The 14480-nt window shown below is 60.8% G+C and carries 18 protein-coding genes; 9 read left to right on the plus strand and 9 right to left on the minus strand.

Annotation, left to right across the window (positions count from 1 at the left end; translation table 11 throughout):
* Positions 1–16: 16 nt before the first annotated feature.
* Positions 17–1321, plus strand: coding sequence for an MFS transporter (locus ACA046_RS00170; RefSeq protein ID WP_497675665.1), 1305 nt, complete (start codon positions 17–19; stop codon positions 1319–1321).
* A gap of 147 nt (positions 1322–1468) precedes the next feature.
* Here ACA046_RS00170 and ACA046_RS00175 read toward each other — a convergent pair whose 3' ends face one another.
* The 3 genes from ACA046_RS00175 to trpB all read right to left on the minus strand — a co-directional run bounded on the left by ACA046_RS00175 (position 1469) and on the right by trpB (position 4090).
* The gene (locus ACA046_RS00175; RefSeq protein ID WP_497675666.1) at positions 1469–1915 is read right to left on the minus strand and encodes an anti-virulence regulator CigR family protein; all 447 of its coding nucleotides are present in this window, start codon (positions 1913–1915) and stop codon (positions 1469–1471) included.
* 139 nt (positions 1916–2054) lie between these two features.
* Entirely contained in the window at positions 2055–2864 is an 810-nt protein-coding gene (gene trpA, locus ACA046_RS00180) for a tryptophan synthase subunit alpha (RefSeq protein ID WP_008439583.1), read from the minus strand.
* Positions 2864–4090: a tryptophan synthase subunit beta gene (trpB, locus tag ACA046_RS00185; RefSeq protein WP_088421918.1), complete on the minus strand. Its 1227-nt coding sequence runs from the start codon at positions 4088–4090 to the stop codon at positions 2864–2866. Before trpB ends, trpA begins: the two co-directional genes overlap by 1 nt.
* Before the next feature lie 109 nt (positions 4091–4199).
* On the opposite strand from trpB, the gene ACA046_RS00190 reads away from it, so the two are divergent.
* Positions 4200–5096, plus strand: a complete 897-nt coding sequence (locus tag ACA046_RS00190) for a LysR family transcriptional regulator (protein ID WP_076013295.1) — start codon at positions 4200–4202, stop codon at positions 5094–5096.
* On the opposite strand, the gene ACA046_RS00195 is transcribed toward ACA046_RS00190, so the two are convergent.
* On the minus strand, positions 5093–5419 hold the full coding sequence (locus ACA046_RS00195) for an ElaB/YgaM/YqjD family protein (protein WP_003170746.1): 327 nt from the start codon (positions 5417–5419) through the stop codon (positions 5093–5095). The two genes, ACA046_RS00190 and ACA046_RS00195, sit on opposite strands and share 4 nt — an antisense overlap.
* Positions 5420–5575: 156 nt before the next feature.
* Between ACA046_RS00195 and ACA046_RS00200 the strand changes: the two genes are divergently transcribed.
* Positions 5576–5791 carry a dodecin gene (locus tag ACA046_RS00200; RefSeq protein ID WP_017848986.1) on the plus strand — a complete coding sequence of 72 codons (216 nt, stop codon included), beginning with the start codon at positions 5576–5578 and terminating at the stop codon, positions 5789–5791.
* A gap of 117 nt (positions 5792–5908) precedes the next feature.
* Positions 5909–6136: a DUF1161 domain-containing protein gene (locus tag ACA046_RS00205; RefSeq protein ID WP_003214893.1), complete on the plus strand. Its 228-nt coding sequence runs from the start codon at positions 5909–5911 to the stop codon at positions 6134–6136.
* 59 nt (positions 6137–6195) lie between these two features.
* On the opposite strand, the gene ACA046_RS00210 is transcribed toward ACA046_RS00205, so the two are convergent.
* Positions 6196–7197: an LLM class flavin-dependent oxidoreductase gene (locus tag ACA046_RS00210; RefSeq protein ID WP_008439586.1), complete on the minus strand. Its 1002-nt coding sequence runs from the start codon at positions 7195–7197 to the stop codon at positions 6196–6198.
* A 217-nt stretch (positions 7198–7414) separates the two neighbouring features.
* On the opposite strand from ACA046_RS00210, the gene ACA046_RS00215 reads away from it, so the two are divergent.
* Entirely contained in the window at positions 7415–7846 is a 432-nt protein-coding gene (locus ACA046_RS00215; protein WP_003170750.1) for an OsmC family protein, read from the plus strand.
* A 182-nt stretch (positions 7847–8028) separates the two neighbouring features.
* The gene (locus ACA046_RS00220) at positions 8029–8268 is read left to right on the plus strand and encodes a DUF1161 domain-containing protein (RefSeq protein WP_076013297.1); all 240 of its coding nucleotides are present in this window, start codon (positions 8029–8031) and stop codon (positions 8266–8268) included.
* Here ACA046_RS00220 and ACA046_RS00225 read toward each other — a convergent pair whose 3' ends face one another.
* A complete protein-coding gene (locus ACA046_RS00225; RefSeq protein WP_459024994.1) occupies positions 8269–8691 on the minus strand; it encodes a PA0061/PA0062 family lipoprotein in 423 nt (140 codons plus the stop codon). It abuts the gene before it with no gap.
* 140 nt (positions 8692–8831) lie between these two features.
* On the opposite strand from ACA046_RS00225, the gene ACA046_RS00230 reads away from it, so the two are divergent.
* The gene (locus tag ACA046_RS00230; protein ID WP_497675667.1) at positions 8832–9875 is read left to right on the plus strand and encodes an aminopeptidase; all 1044 of its coding nucleotides are present in this window, start codon (positions 8832–8834) and stop codon (positions 9873–9875) included.
* Positions 9876–9992: 117 nt separating this feature from the next.
* Here ACA046_RS00230 and ACA046_RS00235 read toward each other — a convergent pair whose 3' ends face one another.
* Both ACA046_RS00235 and ACA046_RS00240 read right to left on the minus strand, forming a co-directional pair.
* Positions 9993–10646, minus strand: coding sequence for an HAD family hydrolase (locus ACA046_RS00235; RefSeq protein WP_497675668.1), 654 nt, complete (start codon positions 10644–10646; stop codon positions 9993–9995).
* 11 nt (positions 10647–10657) lie between these two features.
* Positions 10658–11200: a gamma carbonic anhydrase family protein gene (locus ACA046_RS00240; RefSeq protein ID WP_076013301.1), complete on the minus strand. Its 543-nt coding sequence runs from the start codon at positions 11198–11200 to the stop codon at positions 10658–10660.
* Positions 11201–11254: 54 nt separating this feature from the next.
* Between ACA046_RS00240 and prlC the strand changes: the two genes are divergently transcribed.
* Both prlC and ACA046_RS00250 read left to right on the plus strand, forming a co-directional pair.
* Positions 11255–13354: an oligopeptidase A gene (gene prlC, locus ACA046_RS00245; RefSeq protein ID WP_459025000.1), complete on the plus strand. Its 2100-nt coding sequence runs from the start codon at positions 11255–11257 to the stop codon at positions 13352–13354.
* Entirely contained in the window at positions 13351–13623 is a 273-nt protein-coding gene (locus ACA046_RS00250; RefSeq protein ID WP_318304320.1) for a YheV family putative zinc ribbon protein, read from the plus strand. Before prlC ends, ACA046_RS00250 begins: the two co-directional genes overlap by 4 nt.
* A gap of 27 nt (positions 13624–13650) precedes the next feature.
* On the opposite strand, the gene ACA046_RS00255 is transcribed toward ACA046_RS00250, so the two are convergent.
* Positions 13651–14337, minus strand: coding sequence for a phosphatase domain-containing protein (locus ACA046_RS00255; RefSeq protein WP_497675669.1), 687 nt, complete (start codon positions 14335–14337; stop codon positions 13651–13653).
* Positions 14338–14480: the final 143 nt, after the last annotated feature.

Genomic DNA, 14480 nt, shown 5'->3' on the forward strand with positions numbered 1-14480 from the left:
AGAAGAGGCAACCCCCATGCAATCCGAGTCCTTTACCGGGCAGGCTTCTCTCGTCACGCCTAGCCGAAAGCGCTACTTCATCATGGTGCTGCTGTTCATCACGGTAGTGATCAATTACCTGGACCGCAGCAACCTGTCGATTGCCGCCCCGGCCCTGACCAGCGAGTTGGGGATCGACCCGGTGCATGTCGGGCTGATTTTCTCCGCGTTCGGCTGGACCTACGCTGCCATGCAAATCCCCGGCGGCTGGCTGGTGGACCGGGTGCCGCCGCGCATTCTCTACAGTGTCGCCCTGCTGCTGTGGTCGATCGCCACCGTGATGCTCGGCTTTGCCGCCAGCTTCATCGCGCTGTTCGTATTACGCATGGCGGTCGGTGCCCTGGAAGCCCCGGCCTACCCGATCAACAGCCGCGTGGTCACCACCTGGTTTCCCGAGCGTGAGCGGGCCACGGCGATTGGCTTCTACACCTCCGGGCAGTTTGTCGGGTTAGCGTTTCTCACACCGGTGCTGGCTTGGCTGCAACACGCTTTTGGCTGGCATATGGTGTTTGTCGCCACCGGCGGCGTGGGCATTCTGTGGGCGTTGATCTGGTACGCGGTGTACCGCGAACCACGGGATTTCAAGGGCGCGAATGCGGCGGAAATCGAGCTGATCCGCGAAGGCGGCGGGTTGGTGGATATCCAGGCACAAGCGGCCAAGGCGCCGTTCAGTTGGGTCGACCTTGGCATCGTGCTGAGCAAGCGCAAGTTGTGGGGTATCTACCTGGGGCAGTTCTGCCTGAACTCCACGCTGTGGTTTTTCCTGACGTGGTTTCCGACCTACCTGGTGAAATATCGCGGCATGGACTTCATCAAGTCCGGCCTGCTGGCGTCACTGCCCTTTCTCGCCGCGTTTGTCGGGGTGCTGTGTTCGGGGTTGTTTTCCGACTGGCTGATTCGCCGGGGAACGTCGGTAGGGTTCGCGCGCAAGTTGCCGATCATTGGCGGCCTGTTGATTTCCACAGCGATCATCGGCGCCAACTTTGTTGACTCCACGGCATGGGTGATTGCGTTTCTGGCGGTGGCGTTTTTCGGCAATGGCCTGGCGTCGATCACCTGGTCGCTGGTATCGACCCTGGCACCGGCAAGGCTGCTGGGGCTGACGGGCGGGGTGTTTAACTTCATCGGCAATCTGTCGGCGATTACCACGCCGATTGTGATTGGCTTTCTGGCCACCGGGGATTCGTTTGCACCGGCGATTACGTACATCGCGGTGTTGGCGTTGCTGGGGGCGTTGTCCTACATCTTGTTGGTCGGCAAGGTCGAGCGCATAGAGATTTAGGCGACTGGTTAATACCTGTGGCGAGGGAGCTTGCTGTGGCGAGGGAGCTTGCTCCCGCTGGAGTGCGCAGCGCTCCCAAGATTTTGGGGCCGCTGCGCAGCCCAACGGGAGCAAGCTCCCTCGCCACAGTGGGTCAAACTCGCGCGACTAGTACAGCGCGCCATCCAGAATCTGATAAACGATACTGGTGCCAATCGCGATCAACACGATGTCCCCACCCGAGCGGCGCCATTCATAACCAGGGTATTGCGGCAGATGTCCCAGCGCCCGTGGGTCCAGGCGCTCGCCGTAGTAGTTCGGCGGCAGGCGCTGGCCGCGCACCAGGTGGATACCGGGAGGCGGCGGTGCGCCACGGCGGAAGTCGCCATGGTTATCGCGGATGACCTGTCTCACAGGGCCGAAGTCCTGAGGAGGCCCGCCACGGTGATTGTCCTGGGGCCCGCGACGGTCATCGCCACGGTGATCGTTCTGCTGGCCCGGCGGGCCGCCACGGTCAGGTCCGCCGCCTTGGTCATACGGTGCGGCTTGCACCAGCGCGCTGGCGCCGAGCAACAGCACACCCAGACCGGCTATCACACGTTTAGGCATTTTCATCAGGGGTTTCCTCAACTGCACAAACAACAAAAAGGGATTTCGAACCACGTTCGAAATCCCTTGGTCTTGTTAGCTTAGGTGCTGATTTCCCGGCTTGATTCCTCTGTATCAGGAACTTTACCTACCGCTTACGAGCCGCTTACTTACGGGCGTTGCGCACACCTTCCGACAGCGCTGAACAGAGGGTCAATACACCGTCGATGGCCTGTTGATCGTTGCTGGCATTGGCGATGTGATCGATCAGTGCCGAACCCACCACCACACCGTCTGCCAGGCGGGCGATTGCAGCGGCCTGCTCCGGGGTGCGGATACCAAAACCGATGCTGATCGGCAGGTCGGTATGCCGACGCAGACGGGTCACGGCTTCTTCAACGTGTTCCAGGGTTGCGGCACCGGCACCGGTCACACCGGCCACCGAAACGTAGTACACAAACCCGGAGCTGCCGTTGAGTACGGTCGGCAGGCGCACGTCATCGGTGGTCGGCGTGGTCAGGCGGATAAAGTCGATACCGGCAGCCTGGGCCGGGTCGCACAGCTCGCCGTTATGCTCGGGCGGCATGTCGACCACGATCAGGCCGTCGACGCCGGCTTCTTTTGCATCGCTGATAAAGCGTGGCACGCCGTACATGTGGATCGGGTTGAAGTAGCCCATCAGCACCAGCGGCGTGTCGCTGTTGCCCTCGCGGAACTCGCGAACCATTTGCAGGGTTTTCGTGAGGTTCTGCTTGGCGGTCAGTGCACGGATGTTGGCCAGCTGAATCGCTGGGCCATCGGCCATCGGGTCGGTGAACGGCATGCCCAGCTCGATTACATCGGCGCCGGCCGCCGGCAAGCCCTTGAGGATCGCCAGCGAGGTGTCATAGCCCGGGTCGCCAGCGGTGACGAAGGTCACCAGGGCGGCGCGGTTTTGTTCTTTCAGTTGCGCAAAACGTGTTTGCAGGCGGCTCATCAGTGTTTCTCCTGCTGGGACTGTTCCATGTGGTGCATCACGGTTTGCATGTCTTTGTCGCCACGGCCGGACAGGTTGACCACCATCAGGTGATCTTTCGGCAAGGTCGGCGCGCGCTTGAACACTTCGGCCAGGGCGTGGGCGCTTTCCAGTGCAGGAATAATCCCTTCCAGGCGGCAGCATTTGTGAAAGGCGTCGAGGGCTTCGTCGTCGGTCACCGAGGTGTACTGGACGCGGCCGATGTCGTGCAACCAAGCGTGTTCAGGGCCGATGCCCGGGTAGTCGAGGCCAGCGGAGATCGAGTGGGCATCGATGATCTGGCCATCGTCGTCCTGCAACAGGAAGGTACGGTTGCCGTGGAGCACACCCGGTACGCCGCCGTTGAGGCTCGCCGCGTGTTTGCCGGTCTCGATGCCGTAGCCGGCCGCTTCAACGCCGATGATTTCGACGCTGGTGTCATCCAGGAATGGGTGGAACAGGCCCATGGCGTTGGAACCGCCGCCGATGCACGCCACCAGGCTGTCGGGCAGACGGCCTTCCTGGGCCTGCAGTTGGGTACGGGTTTCCTTGCCGATCACGGCCTGGAAGTCGCGAACCATGGCTGGGTACGGGTGCGGACCGGCCACGGTGCCGATCAGGTAGAAGGTGCTGTCGACGTTGGTGACCCAGTCGCGCAGGGCTTCGTTCATCGCATCTTTCAGGGTGCCGGTGCCGGCGACTACCGGGATCACTTCAGCGCCCAGCAGCTTCATGCGGAATACGTTGGCCTGCTGGCGCTCGATGTCGGTGGTGCCCATGTAGATCACGCAGTCCAGGCCAAAACGCGCGGCGACGGTGGCGGTGGCCACACCGTGCATGCCGGCGCCGGTCTCGGCGATGATGCGTTTTTTGCCCATGCGCCGCGCCAGCAGGATCTGGCCGATGCAGTTGTTGATCTTGTGGGCGCCGGTGTGGTTCAGCTCTTCGCGCTTGAGGTAGATCTTGGCGCCGCCGCAGAATTCGGTCAGGCGTTCGGCGAAGTACAGCGGGCTTGGGCGTCCGACGTAGTCGCGCTGGAAGTAGGCCAGTTCTTCATTGAAGGCCGGATCGATCTTGGCCGCTTCGTATTCGCGGGCCAGATCAAGGATCAACGGCATCAGGGTTTCCGCCACGTAGCGGCCGCCGAACGAACCAAACAGGCCATTGGCGTCTGGGCCGTTGCGTAAATCGGTCTGGGTCTGAGTCATGGGACGCTCCAGGTAGAAAATGTGTAATTGGCAATGACGGTCACTCTACCCCTGACGCTTCCACGTGAAAACCGATAAGATCGCCACAACCCGTCAGGAAAACTCACAGATGAGCCGAGACCTCCCACCACTGAACGCCCTGCGCGCTTTCGAGGCGGCTGCACGCCTGAACAGCGTCAGCCAGGCCGCTGAGCAACTGCACGTGACCCATGGCGCGGTCAGCCGGCAGCTCAAGGTGTTAGAAGAACACCTCGGTGTCAGCCTGTTCGTCAAGGACGGGCGCGGCCTCAAACTCACAGATGCCGGCATCCGCCTGCGGGATGCGAGTTTCGAGGCCTTCGAGCGACTGAGGGACACCTGCGCCGAACTCACGCAAAGCAGTGCCGACGCGCCGTTTGTGCTCGGCTGCTCCGGCAGTCTGCTGGCGCGCTGGTTTATTCCGCGTTTGGGGCGCCTGAACGCCGATCTGCCGGATTTGCGCCTGCACCTGTCGGCGGGCGAAGGCGACCTCGACCCGCGCCGCCCCGGGTTGGACGCGCTGCTGGTGTTCGCTGAGCCGCCGTGGCCGGCGGATATGCAGGTGTACGAATTGGCCAGCGAGCGCATCGGCCCGGTCATGAGTCCGCGATTTGCCGATTACGAGCGTTTACGCCAGGCACCTGCCGAAGCCCTGCTGGATCAAGCCTTGTTGCACACCACTTCGCGCCCACAAGCCTGGCCCAGCTGGGCGCAGCACCACGGAATCGACGCTGGCGCGTTGAAATACGGTCAGGGTTTCGAGCATTTGTATTATTTGTTGGAGGCGGCGGTGGCCGGGCTGGGGGTGGCAATTGCGCCTGAGCCGCTGGTGGCAGAGGACCTGCGAGCGGGTCGACTGGTTGCGCCGTGGGGTTTCAGTGAAACCCCGGCGCAACTGGCGTTGTGGCTACCCAAGCGCGCCGCGGATGGGCGCGCCCGGCAACTGGCGCAGTGGCTCAAGGCTGAGCTTGCGCGCCAGGTTGTTTAGTCGCCGCGTTTGCACAGCAAGTAAGCAGCCAGCAGGCCCAGCGCGCCAACGGCGACGCCAGCGGTAGTCCAAGGGTGCTCTTGCGCGTAGTCCCGTGTCGCAACACCGGTTTCGCGGATTTTGACTTTGCTTTCTTCGTAAGCATCGCTGATCAGGTGACGGGAATGCTTTAGGGCATTCTCGGCATTGCTTTTCAGGGCCTTCAGGGTTTTGCGCGACTCGTCAGACGCATCGTCCTTGAGGCTTTCCAGAGATTTGAGCAGGCTCGAAATCTCGGCTTCCATGCTTTCCAATGACGCTTTGCGTAAAGAGGTGTTGGCCATGTGGGCTCTCCTGGAGTGATTGAGTGGCGTGTGTTGTTTCCGACTGCGGCGGTTTCAGAAAGTGCAGTAAATCTGAACTTTCGTATGGGAATGGTCGCCAGAAGCAGTACGAGAATTCACTGCTAGGCTTCATTAACGACCCCAGGAGAAAACCTTATGAGTGATCATCACACCTACAAGAAAGTCGAACTGGTGGGCTCTTCCACCACCAGCATCGAGGAAGCCATCAACAATGCCCTGGCCGAAGCCAGCAAGAGCATCAAGCACTTGGAGTGGTTTGAAGTGACCGAAACCCGCGGTCATATCAAGGACGGCAAGGCCGCGCATTTCCAGGTCACCCTCAAGGTGGGGTTCCGAATTGCCAGTAGTTGATTGAGCCGGTTGAACTTGCGCGCTGGCCGATTGCCATAAACTCCGCTACAACCTTTAGGCACATCGACGTGGTGAGCGGCGATGTGCTTCCTTTCGATCAACCCAAGGAAGTGACGGATGAAGAACTTTTTGTTGGCGGTAGGTTTGTTGAGCATTGCGGGCACAGCCCTGGCGGCGGGCAAGCCTTGTGAAGAGCTGAAAAGCGAGATCGCGGCGAAAATCGACGCGAAAGGCGCTTCGGGCTACTCCCTGGAAATCGTGGACAAAGGTGCTGCACCTAGTGACCACACGGTTGTCGGCAGCTGTGAAGCCGGTACCAAGGAAATCGCCTACAAGCGCGGGTGATCCCGTGTTGCAGACGTAAAAAACCGACGCAAGTGCGTCGGTTTTTTTATGCCTGCGATTCAGCCCTTCATGATCTGGGCCAGCAGCTCGTAGGAATGAATCCGGTCGGCATGCTCGTACAGGTCACAGGTGAAGATCAGCTCATCAGCGCCGGTCTGCTCCACCAGCACTTCCAGCTTGGCGCGGATCTTCTGCGGGCTGCCCACCATGGCCAGGCCAAGGAAACTGCCTACAGCGTCTTTCTCATGGGGCAGCCACAGGCCGTCCATGGTCTTGACCGGCGGGCGCTGCACCAGGCTTTGCCCACGCATCAAAGCGAGGATTCGCTGGTACACCGAGGTGGCCAGGTAATCAGCCTGTTCATCCGTATCGGCGGCCACCAACGGGATGCCGAGCATCACGTAGGGCTTGTCCAACACGGCCGAAGGCTTGAAGTGGTTGCGATAGACGCGAATCGCTTCATGCATCAGGCGCGGTGCGAAATGTGAGGCAAAGGCGTAAGGCAAACCGCGCTCGCCTGCCAGTTGCGCACTGAACAGGCTCGAGCCCAGCAGCCACACAGGAACGTTGGTGCCGGTGCCGGGCACGGCGATCACTCGCTGGTCCGGGGTGCGCGGGCCGAGGTAGGCCATCAGTTCCGCTACATCTTCCGGGAAGTCATCGGCGCTGCCGGAGCGTTCACGGCGCAGGGCGCGGGCGGTCATCTGGTCGGAGCCAGGTGCGCGGCCCAGGCCCAGGTCGATGCGGCCCGGGTACAGGCTTTCCAGGGTGCCAAACTGCTCGGCGATCACCAACGGCGCGTGGTTGGGCAGCATCACGCCACCGGAACCGACACGAATCGTCGAGGTGCCGCCCGCCAGATAACCCAGCAATACCGAGGTCGCCGAGCTGGCGATGCCGTCCATATTGTGGTGTTCGGCCACCCAGAAACGGTTGTAGCCGAATTTTTCCACGTGCTGGGCCAGGTCCAGGGAATTGCGCAGCGACTGCGCCGGGCTGCCGTTGGCGCGCACTGGCACGAGGTCGAGGGTCGAGAACTTTACGTCGGACAGCGATTTCATAAGCCTGCTTCTCCAATGGGGGCGCAGGCTTCTTAGACGAACCAAAACCTGCCGCTTCATGTGCATGTTCTATGCAATGAGGGCATATACCCGAGATTCAATAGCGAAGGTGAAATTTCCTACTTAATCGCTAGGTTTCTCCGACAAGATGAACTTTGCCGGGGCGTCTATCCTCAGAACCCTTACTGAGGCAAAACCACCGTTCGAGGAGACCGCTATGAGTATCGTTAAAAAAGCATCCGCGCATTGGGAAGGCGACCTGAAGACTGGCCTGGGTTCCATCTCCACGGAAACCGGCGTGCTGCGCGAAGCGCCCTACGGTTTCAAGGCCCGTTTTGAAGGCGGCAAGGGCACCAACCCTGAAGAACTGATCGGCGCCGCCCATGCCGGTTGTTTCTCCATGGCCTTTTCCATGATTCTCGGCGACGCCGGGCTCAAGGCCGATAGCATCGACACCCAGGCCGAAGTGACCCTGGACCAAGTGGACGGTGGCTTTGCGATTACAGCTGTGCACCTGATCCTCAAGGCAAAGATCCCAGGCGCCAGCCAGGCCCAGTTCGATGAGCTGAGCAAGAAAGCCAAGGAAGGATGCCCGGTATCCAAGGTACTGAACGCAACCATTACCCTGGATGGCACCCTCGTTAATTGATCGAGCCTTGTAGGAGCGAGCGTGCTCGCGAAGACCTCAAAGGCGCCGCGCCCTTCCAGGCGGCACGCGTTATCGTTGAGGTTTTTCGCGAGCACGCTCGCTCCTACACGTTCAGGTATGGTCGAATAGCCGATTGCAGACTCAGCGCACACCCGTGCGCGTGCATTCAGGGAGCTTCACACATGAAACGTATTGCCTTGGCGGTTATCTGCGGTGCACTGGCCACGTCGGCCCTGGCGGCGCCGAAAGATTGTGAAGAGCTCAGGAAAGAGATCGAGGTCAAAATCCAGGCGAATGCCGTTCCGTCCTACACCCTCGAAATCGTCACCAAGGAAGAAGCAGACAAGCACGACAGCGCCATGGTTGTCGGCAGCTGTGAGAATGGCACCAAGGCCATCGTCTACCAGAAGAACAACGACTGATCAGATGCAGTTGACGCTACGTTCTTCGGCCAGCAATTGACCCGCTTTGTTGTACAGCCGGATATTCGGGTTGTAGCCCAGTGAGCGCCCTTCCAGGCGATAGCGCTGGCCTGCCTCGAAACGGTCGTATTGCAGGGTCATGAAGCAGGTTCGGTCGGTAGTTTGGCCAAATCCGCTGAAACTGCCGCCAGTGGGCACCTCGAAATCAAATCGCACCATCAATTCGTGGCTGCCAGGTGGCACCTGGAAGTAGCGCCCGTCGTTCAGGTTTTTCCCGTCCAGGCGTTGCGCCATGACCAGCTTGGCGCCGGGTGTCGGGGTGGCGAAGTCGACCCAGGCTTGCTGCGGATCAACCGCGGGTAGCGGCGTCGACGTGCAGGCACTGAGAAAGATCGCGGCGACGGGAAGCAGTAGCTGACGCATGTTAAGCACTCAACTGTAGGAATGGTCGTTTGAGCGGCTGCGCTCGGCAACACGCTCCCTGAGTATAAACACGCCACGCCATGGAAAAATTCCCCACAGGCGAGATAGTCTGGCGGGATAGTTACCTGCGAGAGGTTTTAATGGTCAGGCGTTTACTTCCCGGGTTGATGCTGCTGTTGCTCAGTGGCTGTTCCAGCGTCAGTTACTACAGCCAACTGGCAGGCGGGCAATTGCAACTGCTGCGGACCCGGGAGCCGGTCTCCGTGGTCATCGCCGATCCGTCTCGTCCACAGGTGCTGCGCGAGCATTTGGTGCAATCGCAGAAAGCCCGCACCTTCGCCAGCGAACACCTGCACCTGCCGGATAACCAGAGTTACCGCTTGTATGCGGATATTGGCCGCCCTTATGTGGTCTGGAACGTCTTCGCCACGCCTGAATTTTCCCTGTCGCCACAGACTCACTGCTTCCCGATTGCCGGGTGCGTGGCCTATCGCGGTTATTACAACCAAGGCGCCGCGCGCGGCCAGGCGGCGTTGTTGAAACAGCAAGGCATGGACGTGTCGATTGGTGGCGTGGAGGCCTATTCCACCCTCGGCTGGTTCAATGATCCGATCATGAGTTCGATGATGAGCTGGGGCGACGAGCGCCTGGCCACGCTGATTTTTCATGAGCTGGCGCACCAGCGGTTTTATGTGAAGGACGACACTGAGTTCAACGAGTCGTACGCCACCTTCGTCGAGCAGGAAGGCACCCGGCAATGGCGCGCGGCCCGGGGCTTGCCGCCTGCCAGCGAGTCGGCGTTGAAACAGCGTGACCAGTTCACCCGGCTGGTGCTCGATACCCGCAAGCGCCTGGAGCAGTTGTACGCGCAGCCGCTGGCGGCAGATGCCATGCGCCAGGCCAAGGCGGCTGAATTCGAACGCCTGCGCCGTGACTACCGGCAAATGCGCGATAGCCAGTGGGGTGGCGACAAGCGTTATGACGCCTGGATGAACTTGCCGATGAACAACGCCAGGTTGTTGCCGTTTGGCCTGTATGACCAGTGGGTGCCGGCGTTTGCCGCGTTGTTCCGGCAGGAAGGCGGGGATTGGCCGAAGTTCTTTGCGGCGGTGGAGAAGCTGGGCGGGTTGCCGGTGGAACAGCGCAAGGCGTCACTAAAAACACTGGAAGCCCCTTCCCCGTAGCAGCTGTCGAGCCCCAGCGAGGCTGCGTAGGCCGCACCGCAGCTCTCAAACCAGGCTTGGGACCGAGTCGCGCCCGACGCAGCCTCGCTGGGGCTCGACAGCTGCTACGGGATGGTTTTATGGCCGCTGCAAAAAGGCCTGATGCATCTCATCCAGCGTTTCGAAGTGCCAGGTCGGCGCTTCGGCATTCAACTCTTCATAGCTACCAAAGCCATACCCTACAGCCGCCGCATCCAGCCCATTGCTGCGCGCGCCGATCAGGTCGTGTTTGCGGTCGCCAATCATCAAGGTGCCGGCCGGGTCCAGGCCTTCTTCGGCCATCAGGTGGGCGATCAGCTCGACCTTGTTGGTGCGGGTGCCGTCCAGCTCGCTGCCGTAGATCACCTTGAAGTGTTTGGCGAGATCGAAATGCCGGGCGATTTCACGGGCGAACACCCAAGGCTTGGACGTGGCCACATACAGCTGGCGGCCCTGGCCATTCAACGCTTCCAGCAGCGGCATCACGCCGTCGAATACGCGGTTTTCGTACAGGCCGGTAACCTTGAAGCGCTCGCGGTAGAAATTCACTGCTTCCCAGGCCTTGGCTTCGTCGAAGTCATAAAAATGCATGAACGCTTGCAGCAGCGGCGGGCCGATGAAGTGCTCCAGCTTGGTCAGGTCCGGTTCATCAATCCCCAGTTTGGCGAGGGCGTACTGGATCGAGCGGGTGATGCCTTCGCGCGGGTCGGTGAGGGTGCCATCGAGGTCGAACAGAACGGTTTGGTAATGCATGGGTGTCCTTGTCATTGGTCGAAGCCTTCGGCCAGGTGCAGGTCTTTGAGCTTCACGTAGTTCGCGGCGCTGTAGGTGAAAAACGCCCGTTCCTTGTCAGTCAGCGGGCGGATCTGTTTAACCGGGCTGCCGACATACAAGAAACCGCTCTCGAGTTTCTTGCCCGGCGGCACCAGGCTGCCGGCGCCGATGATCACGTCGTCTTCCACCACGGCGCCGTCCATCACAATGCTGCCCATGCCGATCAGAATCCGGTTGCCCACGGTGCAGCCATGCAGCATGACCTTGTGGGCAATGGTCACATCGTCGCCGATCAACAGCGGGAAACCATCAGGATTGAAGGGCCCGGCATGGGTAATGTGCAGCACGCAGCCGTCCTGCACGCTGGTGCGCGCACCGATGCGGATACGGTGCATGTCGCCGCGAATCACCGTCAGCGGCCATACCGAGCTGTCGGCGCCGATTTCGACGTCGCCGATCACCACCGCCGATGCATCGACGAAAGCCCCGGCAAGCAAGGCCGGCGTGTGATTCTGGTAGGTGCGAAGGGTCACGATAGGCTCTCTCTCTTCTGCTGATAGCTGCGGTGGGCGTTGATTGTAATTAAGATGGCCCCATCTTTGTTCTTACATGTTTCTTCAGCCAAGGTGCCAACCGTGAGCGCGAACAACCCTCTTCTGCAGTCCTACGACCTGCCGCCGTTCTCGGCGATCCGTGCCGAGCACGTACAGCCGGCCATCGAACAGATCCTCGCCGACAACCGCGTCGCCATCGAAGGCATCCTGCAAAGCCAGGGTAAAAATCCGACCTGGGCCGGCCTGATCCTGGCCATGGACGAACTCAACGACCGCCTGGGTGCCGCCTGGAGCCCGGTCAGCCACTTGAACGCCGTGTGCAACAGCGCCGAACTGCGCGAAGCCTACGAGGCTTGCTTGCCGGCACTGAGCGCCTACTCCACCGAAATGGGCCAGAACCGTGAACTGTTCCAGGCGTTCGAAGCCCTGGCTAACAGCCCGGAAGCCGCCGGCTTCGACGTGGCGCAAAAAACCATTCTGGAACACTCGCTGCGGGACTTCCGCCTGTCGGGTATCGATTTGCCGCCTGAGCAGCAAAAGCGTTATGCCGAAGTGCAGAGCAAGCTTTCCGAGTTGGGCAGCAAGTTCTCCAACCAATTGCTCGACGCCACCCAGGCCTGGACCAAGCACGTCACCGACGAAGCGACCCTCGCCGGCCTGACCGATTCGGCCAAGGCGCAAATGGCGGCCGCTGCCCAGGCCAAGGGCCTCGACGGCTGGCTGATCACCCTGGAATTCCCGAGCTACTACGCGGTGATGACCTACGCTCACGACCGCGCCCTGCGTGAAGAAATCTACGCGGCCTACTGCACCCGTGCGTCGGACCAAGGCCCGAATGCCGGTAAGAACGATAACGGCCCGGTCATGGAACAGATCCTCGACCTGCGTCAGGAGCTGGCGCAACTGCTGGGCTTCGCCTCGTTCTCCGAACTGAGCCTGGCCACCAAAATGGCCGAGTCCAGCGACCAGGTGCTGAGCTTCCTGCGGGACCTGGCCAAGCGCAGCAAGCCGTTCGCCACCCAGGACCTGCAACAGCTCAAGGCCTATGCCGCCGAACAAGGCTGCCCGGACCTGCAAAGCTGGGACAGCGGTTTCTACGGCGAAAAGCTGCGTGAACAACGCTACAGCGTGGCCCAGGAAACCCTGCGTGCCTACTTCCCGATCGACAAAGTGCTCAGCGGCCTGTTCGCCATTGTGCAGCGCCTGTACGGCATCGAAATCGCCGAGCAGAAAGGCTTCGACACCTGGCACCCGGACGTCCGCCTGTTCGAAATCAAGGAAAACGGCCAGCACGTCGGCCGCTTCTTCTTCGACCTGTACGCCCGCGCCAACAAGCGTGGCGGTGCCTGGATGGACGGCGCCCGTGACCGTCGCCGCACCGTTGATGGCGTGCTGCAAAGCCCGGTGGCCAACCTGGTGTGCAACTTCACCCCGGCTGACAGCGGCAAGCCTGCCCTGCTGACTCACGATGAAGTGACCACACTGTTCCACGAATTCGGCCACGGCCTGCACCACCTGTTGACCCGTGTCGACCACGCTGGCGTGTCCGGCATCAACGGCGTGGCCTGGGATGCGGTGGAGTTGCCGAGCCAGTTCATGGAGAACTGGTGCTGGGAGCCGGAAGGCCTGGCGCTGATTTCCGGTCACTACGAAACCGGTGAGCCGCTGCCTCAGGACCTGCTGGAAAAAATGCTCGCGGCGAAGAACTTCCAGTCTGGCCTGATGATGGTTCGCCAGTTGGAGTTCTCGCTGTTTGACTTCGAACTGCACGCGACCCACGGCGATGGTCGCAGTGTGCTGCAGGTGCTGGAAGGCGTGCGTGACGAGGTGTCGGTGATGCGTCCGCCGGCCTACAACCGCTTCCCCAACAGCTTTGCGCATATCTTTGCCGGCGGTTACGCGGCGGGTTACTACAGCTACAAGTGGGCCGAAGTGCTGTCGGCGGATGCCTTCTCCAAGTTCGAAGAAGACGGCGTGCTCAATGCCGAGACTGGCCGCGCGTTCCGCGAGGCGATCCTGGCCCGTGGCGGTTCCCAGGCACCGATGGTGCTGTTCGTCGACTTCCGCGGACGTGCGCCGTCGATTGACGCACTCTTGCGCCACAGCGGCCTGAGTGAGGACGCGGCAGCATGAGTGAAGCGCCTGTGAAAACCAAAAAACGCTTTATCGCCGGGGCGGTCTGCCCGGCGTGCAGCGAGCCGGACAAGTTGATGATGTGGAACGAGGACGACGTGCCGCACCGCGAATGCGTGGCCTGCGGCTATTCCGACACGCTGAATGAGCAAGGTCTGTCAGTGCCCAAGGAATTGGGTACACGGGTCAATACATCAGCGTTGAAAGCACCGGATCCCAAGGTGCAGGCGGTGCAGTTCTTCCCTAATCCGAAGCTGAAAAAAGACTGACTGGCATGCGCGCCCTGAGTTGATGGCTCAGGGCGCGATCACCCAGGCTGTTTTTTCCTGGGCCGGGTCTTTGGCGTTGTCCGCGGTATTCAGCCAGCTTTTCATCGAGCACAGCGCAAAAGCGCTGGTGCTGCATTCACCGCTGGCCAGCGCCGTGCGTAACTTGTCGACATCGGCCTTCATCATGTAGCGAACGCCGTCCTTGAAGCCACTGCTGGCGCCAAACCCGCCCAGGGTCATTTCGTTCAGCGCGTCTTCCTTGCTCCATCCCTGAATCACCACCCGATACATCGCCGCCATCAGGCCCGTGCGGTCGGAGCCGTGTTTGCAGTGCATCAGCACCGGGCCACTGGCTTCGGCGTCTTGAATGGCACGCAGCGCCGCGAGCACATCGGCGTCGTCGACATGGTTGGTGCGATAAGACAATTGCACCTGGTTGATGCCGGGTGATTTCAGCCAGCTGGCATCGGACTCTGGCAGAAAGTTGATCACCGTTGCGATCTTGAGTTTTTCCAGTACAGGAACAGCACCGCTATCCGGCAGCGCGCTGCGATAGAGCGTGGGCGTCATCTGGTACAGGTTGTATTGATCGCCTACCGGCTGGGCCCATTCCAATGAACGCATGGGCGTGAGTTCTTCGGCTTGGGCAGGGGCGGTTGTGAACAGCGCCATGAACACGAGGCTGAGAGCTGGCAGCAATTGATTCTTGAACATGCGCGATGTAACCGAATAGGGAGAGGGCTGATAGGGCCCAGATTCGCTTACAGGGGGTCAATGCCGTGTGAGGTGCTCGTCAAAGAATCGTGAATAAGCCGGCTGCCGGTATGTTTTTTCCCGTTGAATCGATTTTCATCGAT

The organism is Pseudomonas sp. LBUM1641 (assembly GCF_059716235.1).

Excerpts from the sequence above, each read along its gene's own strand:
- ACA046_RS00190 (WP_076013295.1), top strand. The coding sequence starts at position 4,200 with ATGAGCCGAGACCTCCCACCACTGAACGCCCTGCGCGCTTTCGAGGCG.
- ACA046_RS00195 (WP_003170746.1), bottom strand. The coding sequence starts at position 5,419 with ATGGCCAACACCTCTTTACGCAAAGCGTCATTGGAAAGCATGGAAGCC.
- ACA046_RS00220 (WP_076013297.1), top strand. The coding sequence starts at position 8,029 with ATGAAACGTATTGCCTTGGCGGTTATCTGCGGTGCACTGGCCACGTCG.
- ACA046_RS00200 (WP_017848986.1), top strand. The coding sequence starts at position 5,576 with ATGAGTGATCATCACACCTACAAGAAAGTCGAACTGGTGGGCTCTTCC.
- ACA046_RS00210 (WP_008439586.1), bottom strand. The coding sequence starts at position 7,197 with ATGAAATCGCTGTCCGACGTAAAGTTCTCGACCCTCGACCTCGTGCCA.
- ACA046_RS00250 (WP_318304320.1), top strand. The coding sequence starts at position 13,351 with ATGAGTGAAGCGCCTGTGAAAACCAAAAAACGCTTTATCGCCGGGGCG.
- trpA (WP_008439583.1), bottom strand. The coding sequence starts at position 2,864 with ATGAGCCGCCTGCAAACACGTTTTGCGCAACTGAAAGAACAAAACCGC.
- ACA046_RS00230 (WP_497675667.1), top strand. The coding sequence starts at position 8,832 with ATGGTCAGGCGTTTACTTCCCGGGTTGATGCTGCTGTTGCTCAGTGGC.
- ACA046_RS00255 (WP_497675669.1), bottom strand. The coding sequence starts at position 14,337 with ATGTTCAAGAATCAATTGCTGCCAGCTCTCAGCCTCGTGTTCATGGCG.
- prlC (WP_459025000.1), top strand. The coding sequence starts at position 11,255 with ATGGCCCCATCTTTGTTCTTACATGTTTCTTCAGCCAAGGTGCCAACC.
- ACA046_RS00235 (WP_497675668.1), bottom strand. The coding sequence starts at position 10,646 with ATGCATTACCAAACCGTTCTGTTCGACCTCGATGGCACCCTCACCGAC.
- ACA046_RS00175 (WP_497675666.1), bottom strand. The coding sequence starts at position 1,915 with ATGAAAATGCCTAAACGTGTGATAGCCGGTCTGGGTGTGCTGTTGCTC.
- trpB (WP_088421918.1), bottom strand. The coding sequence starts at position 4,090 with ATGACTCAGACCCAGACCGATTTACGCAACGGCCCAGACGCCAATGGC.
- ACA046_RS00215 (WP_003170750.1), top strand. The coding sequence starts at position 7,415 with ATGAGTATCGTTAAAAAAGCATCCGCGCATTGGGAAGGCGACCTGAAG.
- ACA046_RS00225 (WP_459024994.1), bottom strand. The coding sequence starts at position 8,691 with ATGCGTCAGCTACTGCTTCCCGTCGCCGCGATCTTTCTCAGTGCCTGC.
- ACA046_RS00205 (WP_003214893.1), top strand. The coding sequence starts at position 5,909 with ATGAAGAACTTTTTGTTGGCGGTAGGTTTGTTGAGCATTGCGGGCACA.
- ACA046_RS00170 (WP_497675665.1), top strand. The coding sequence starts at position 17 with ATGCAATCCGAGTCCTTTACCGGGCAGGCTTCTCTCGTCACGCCTAGC.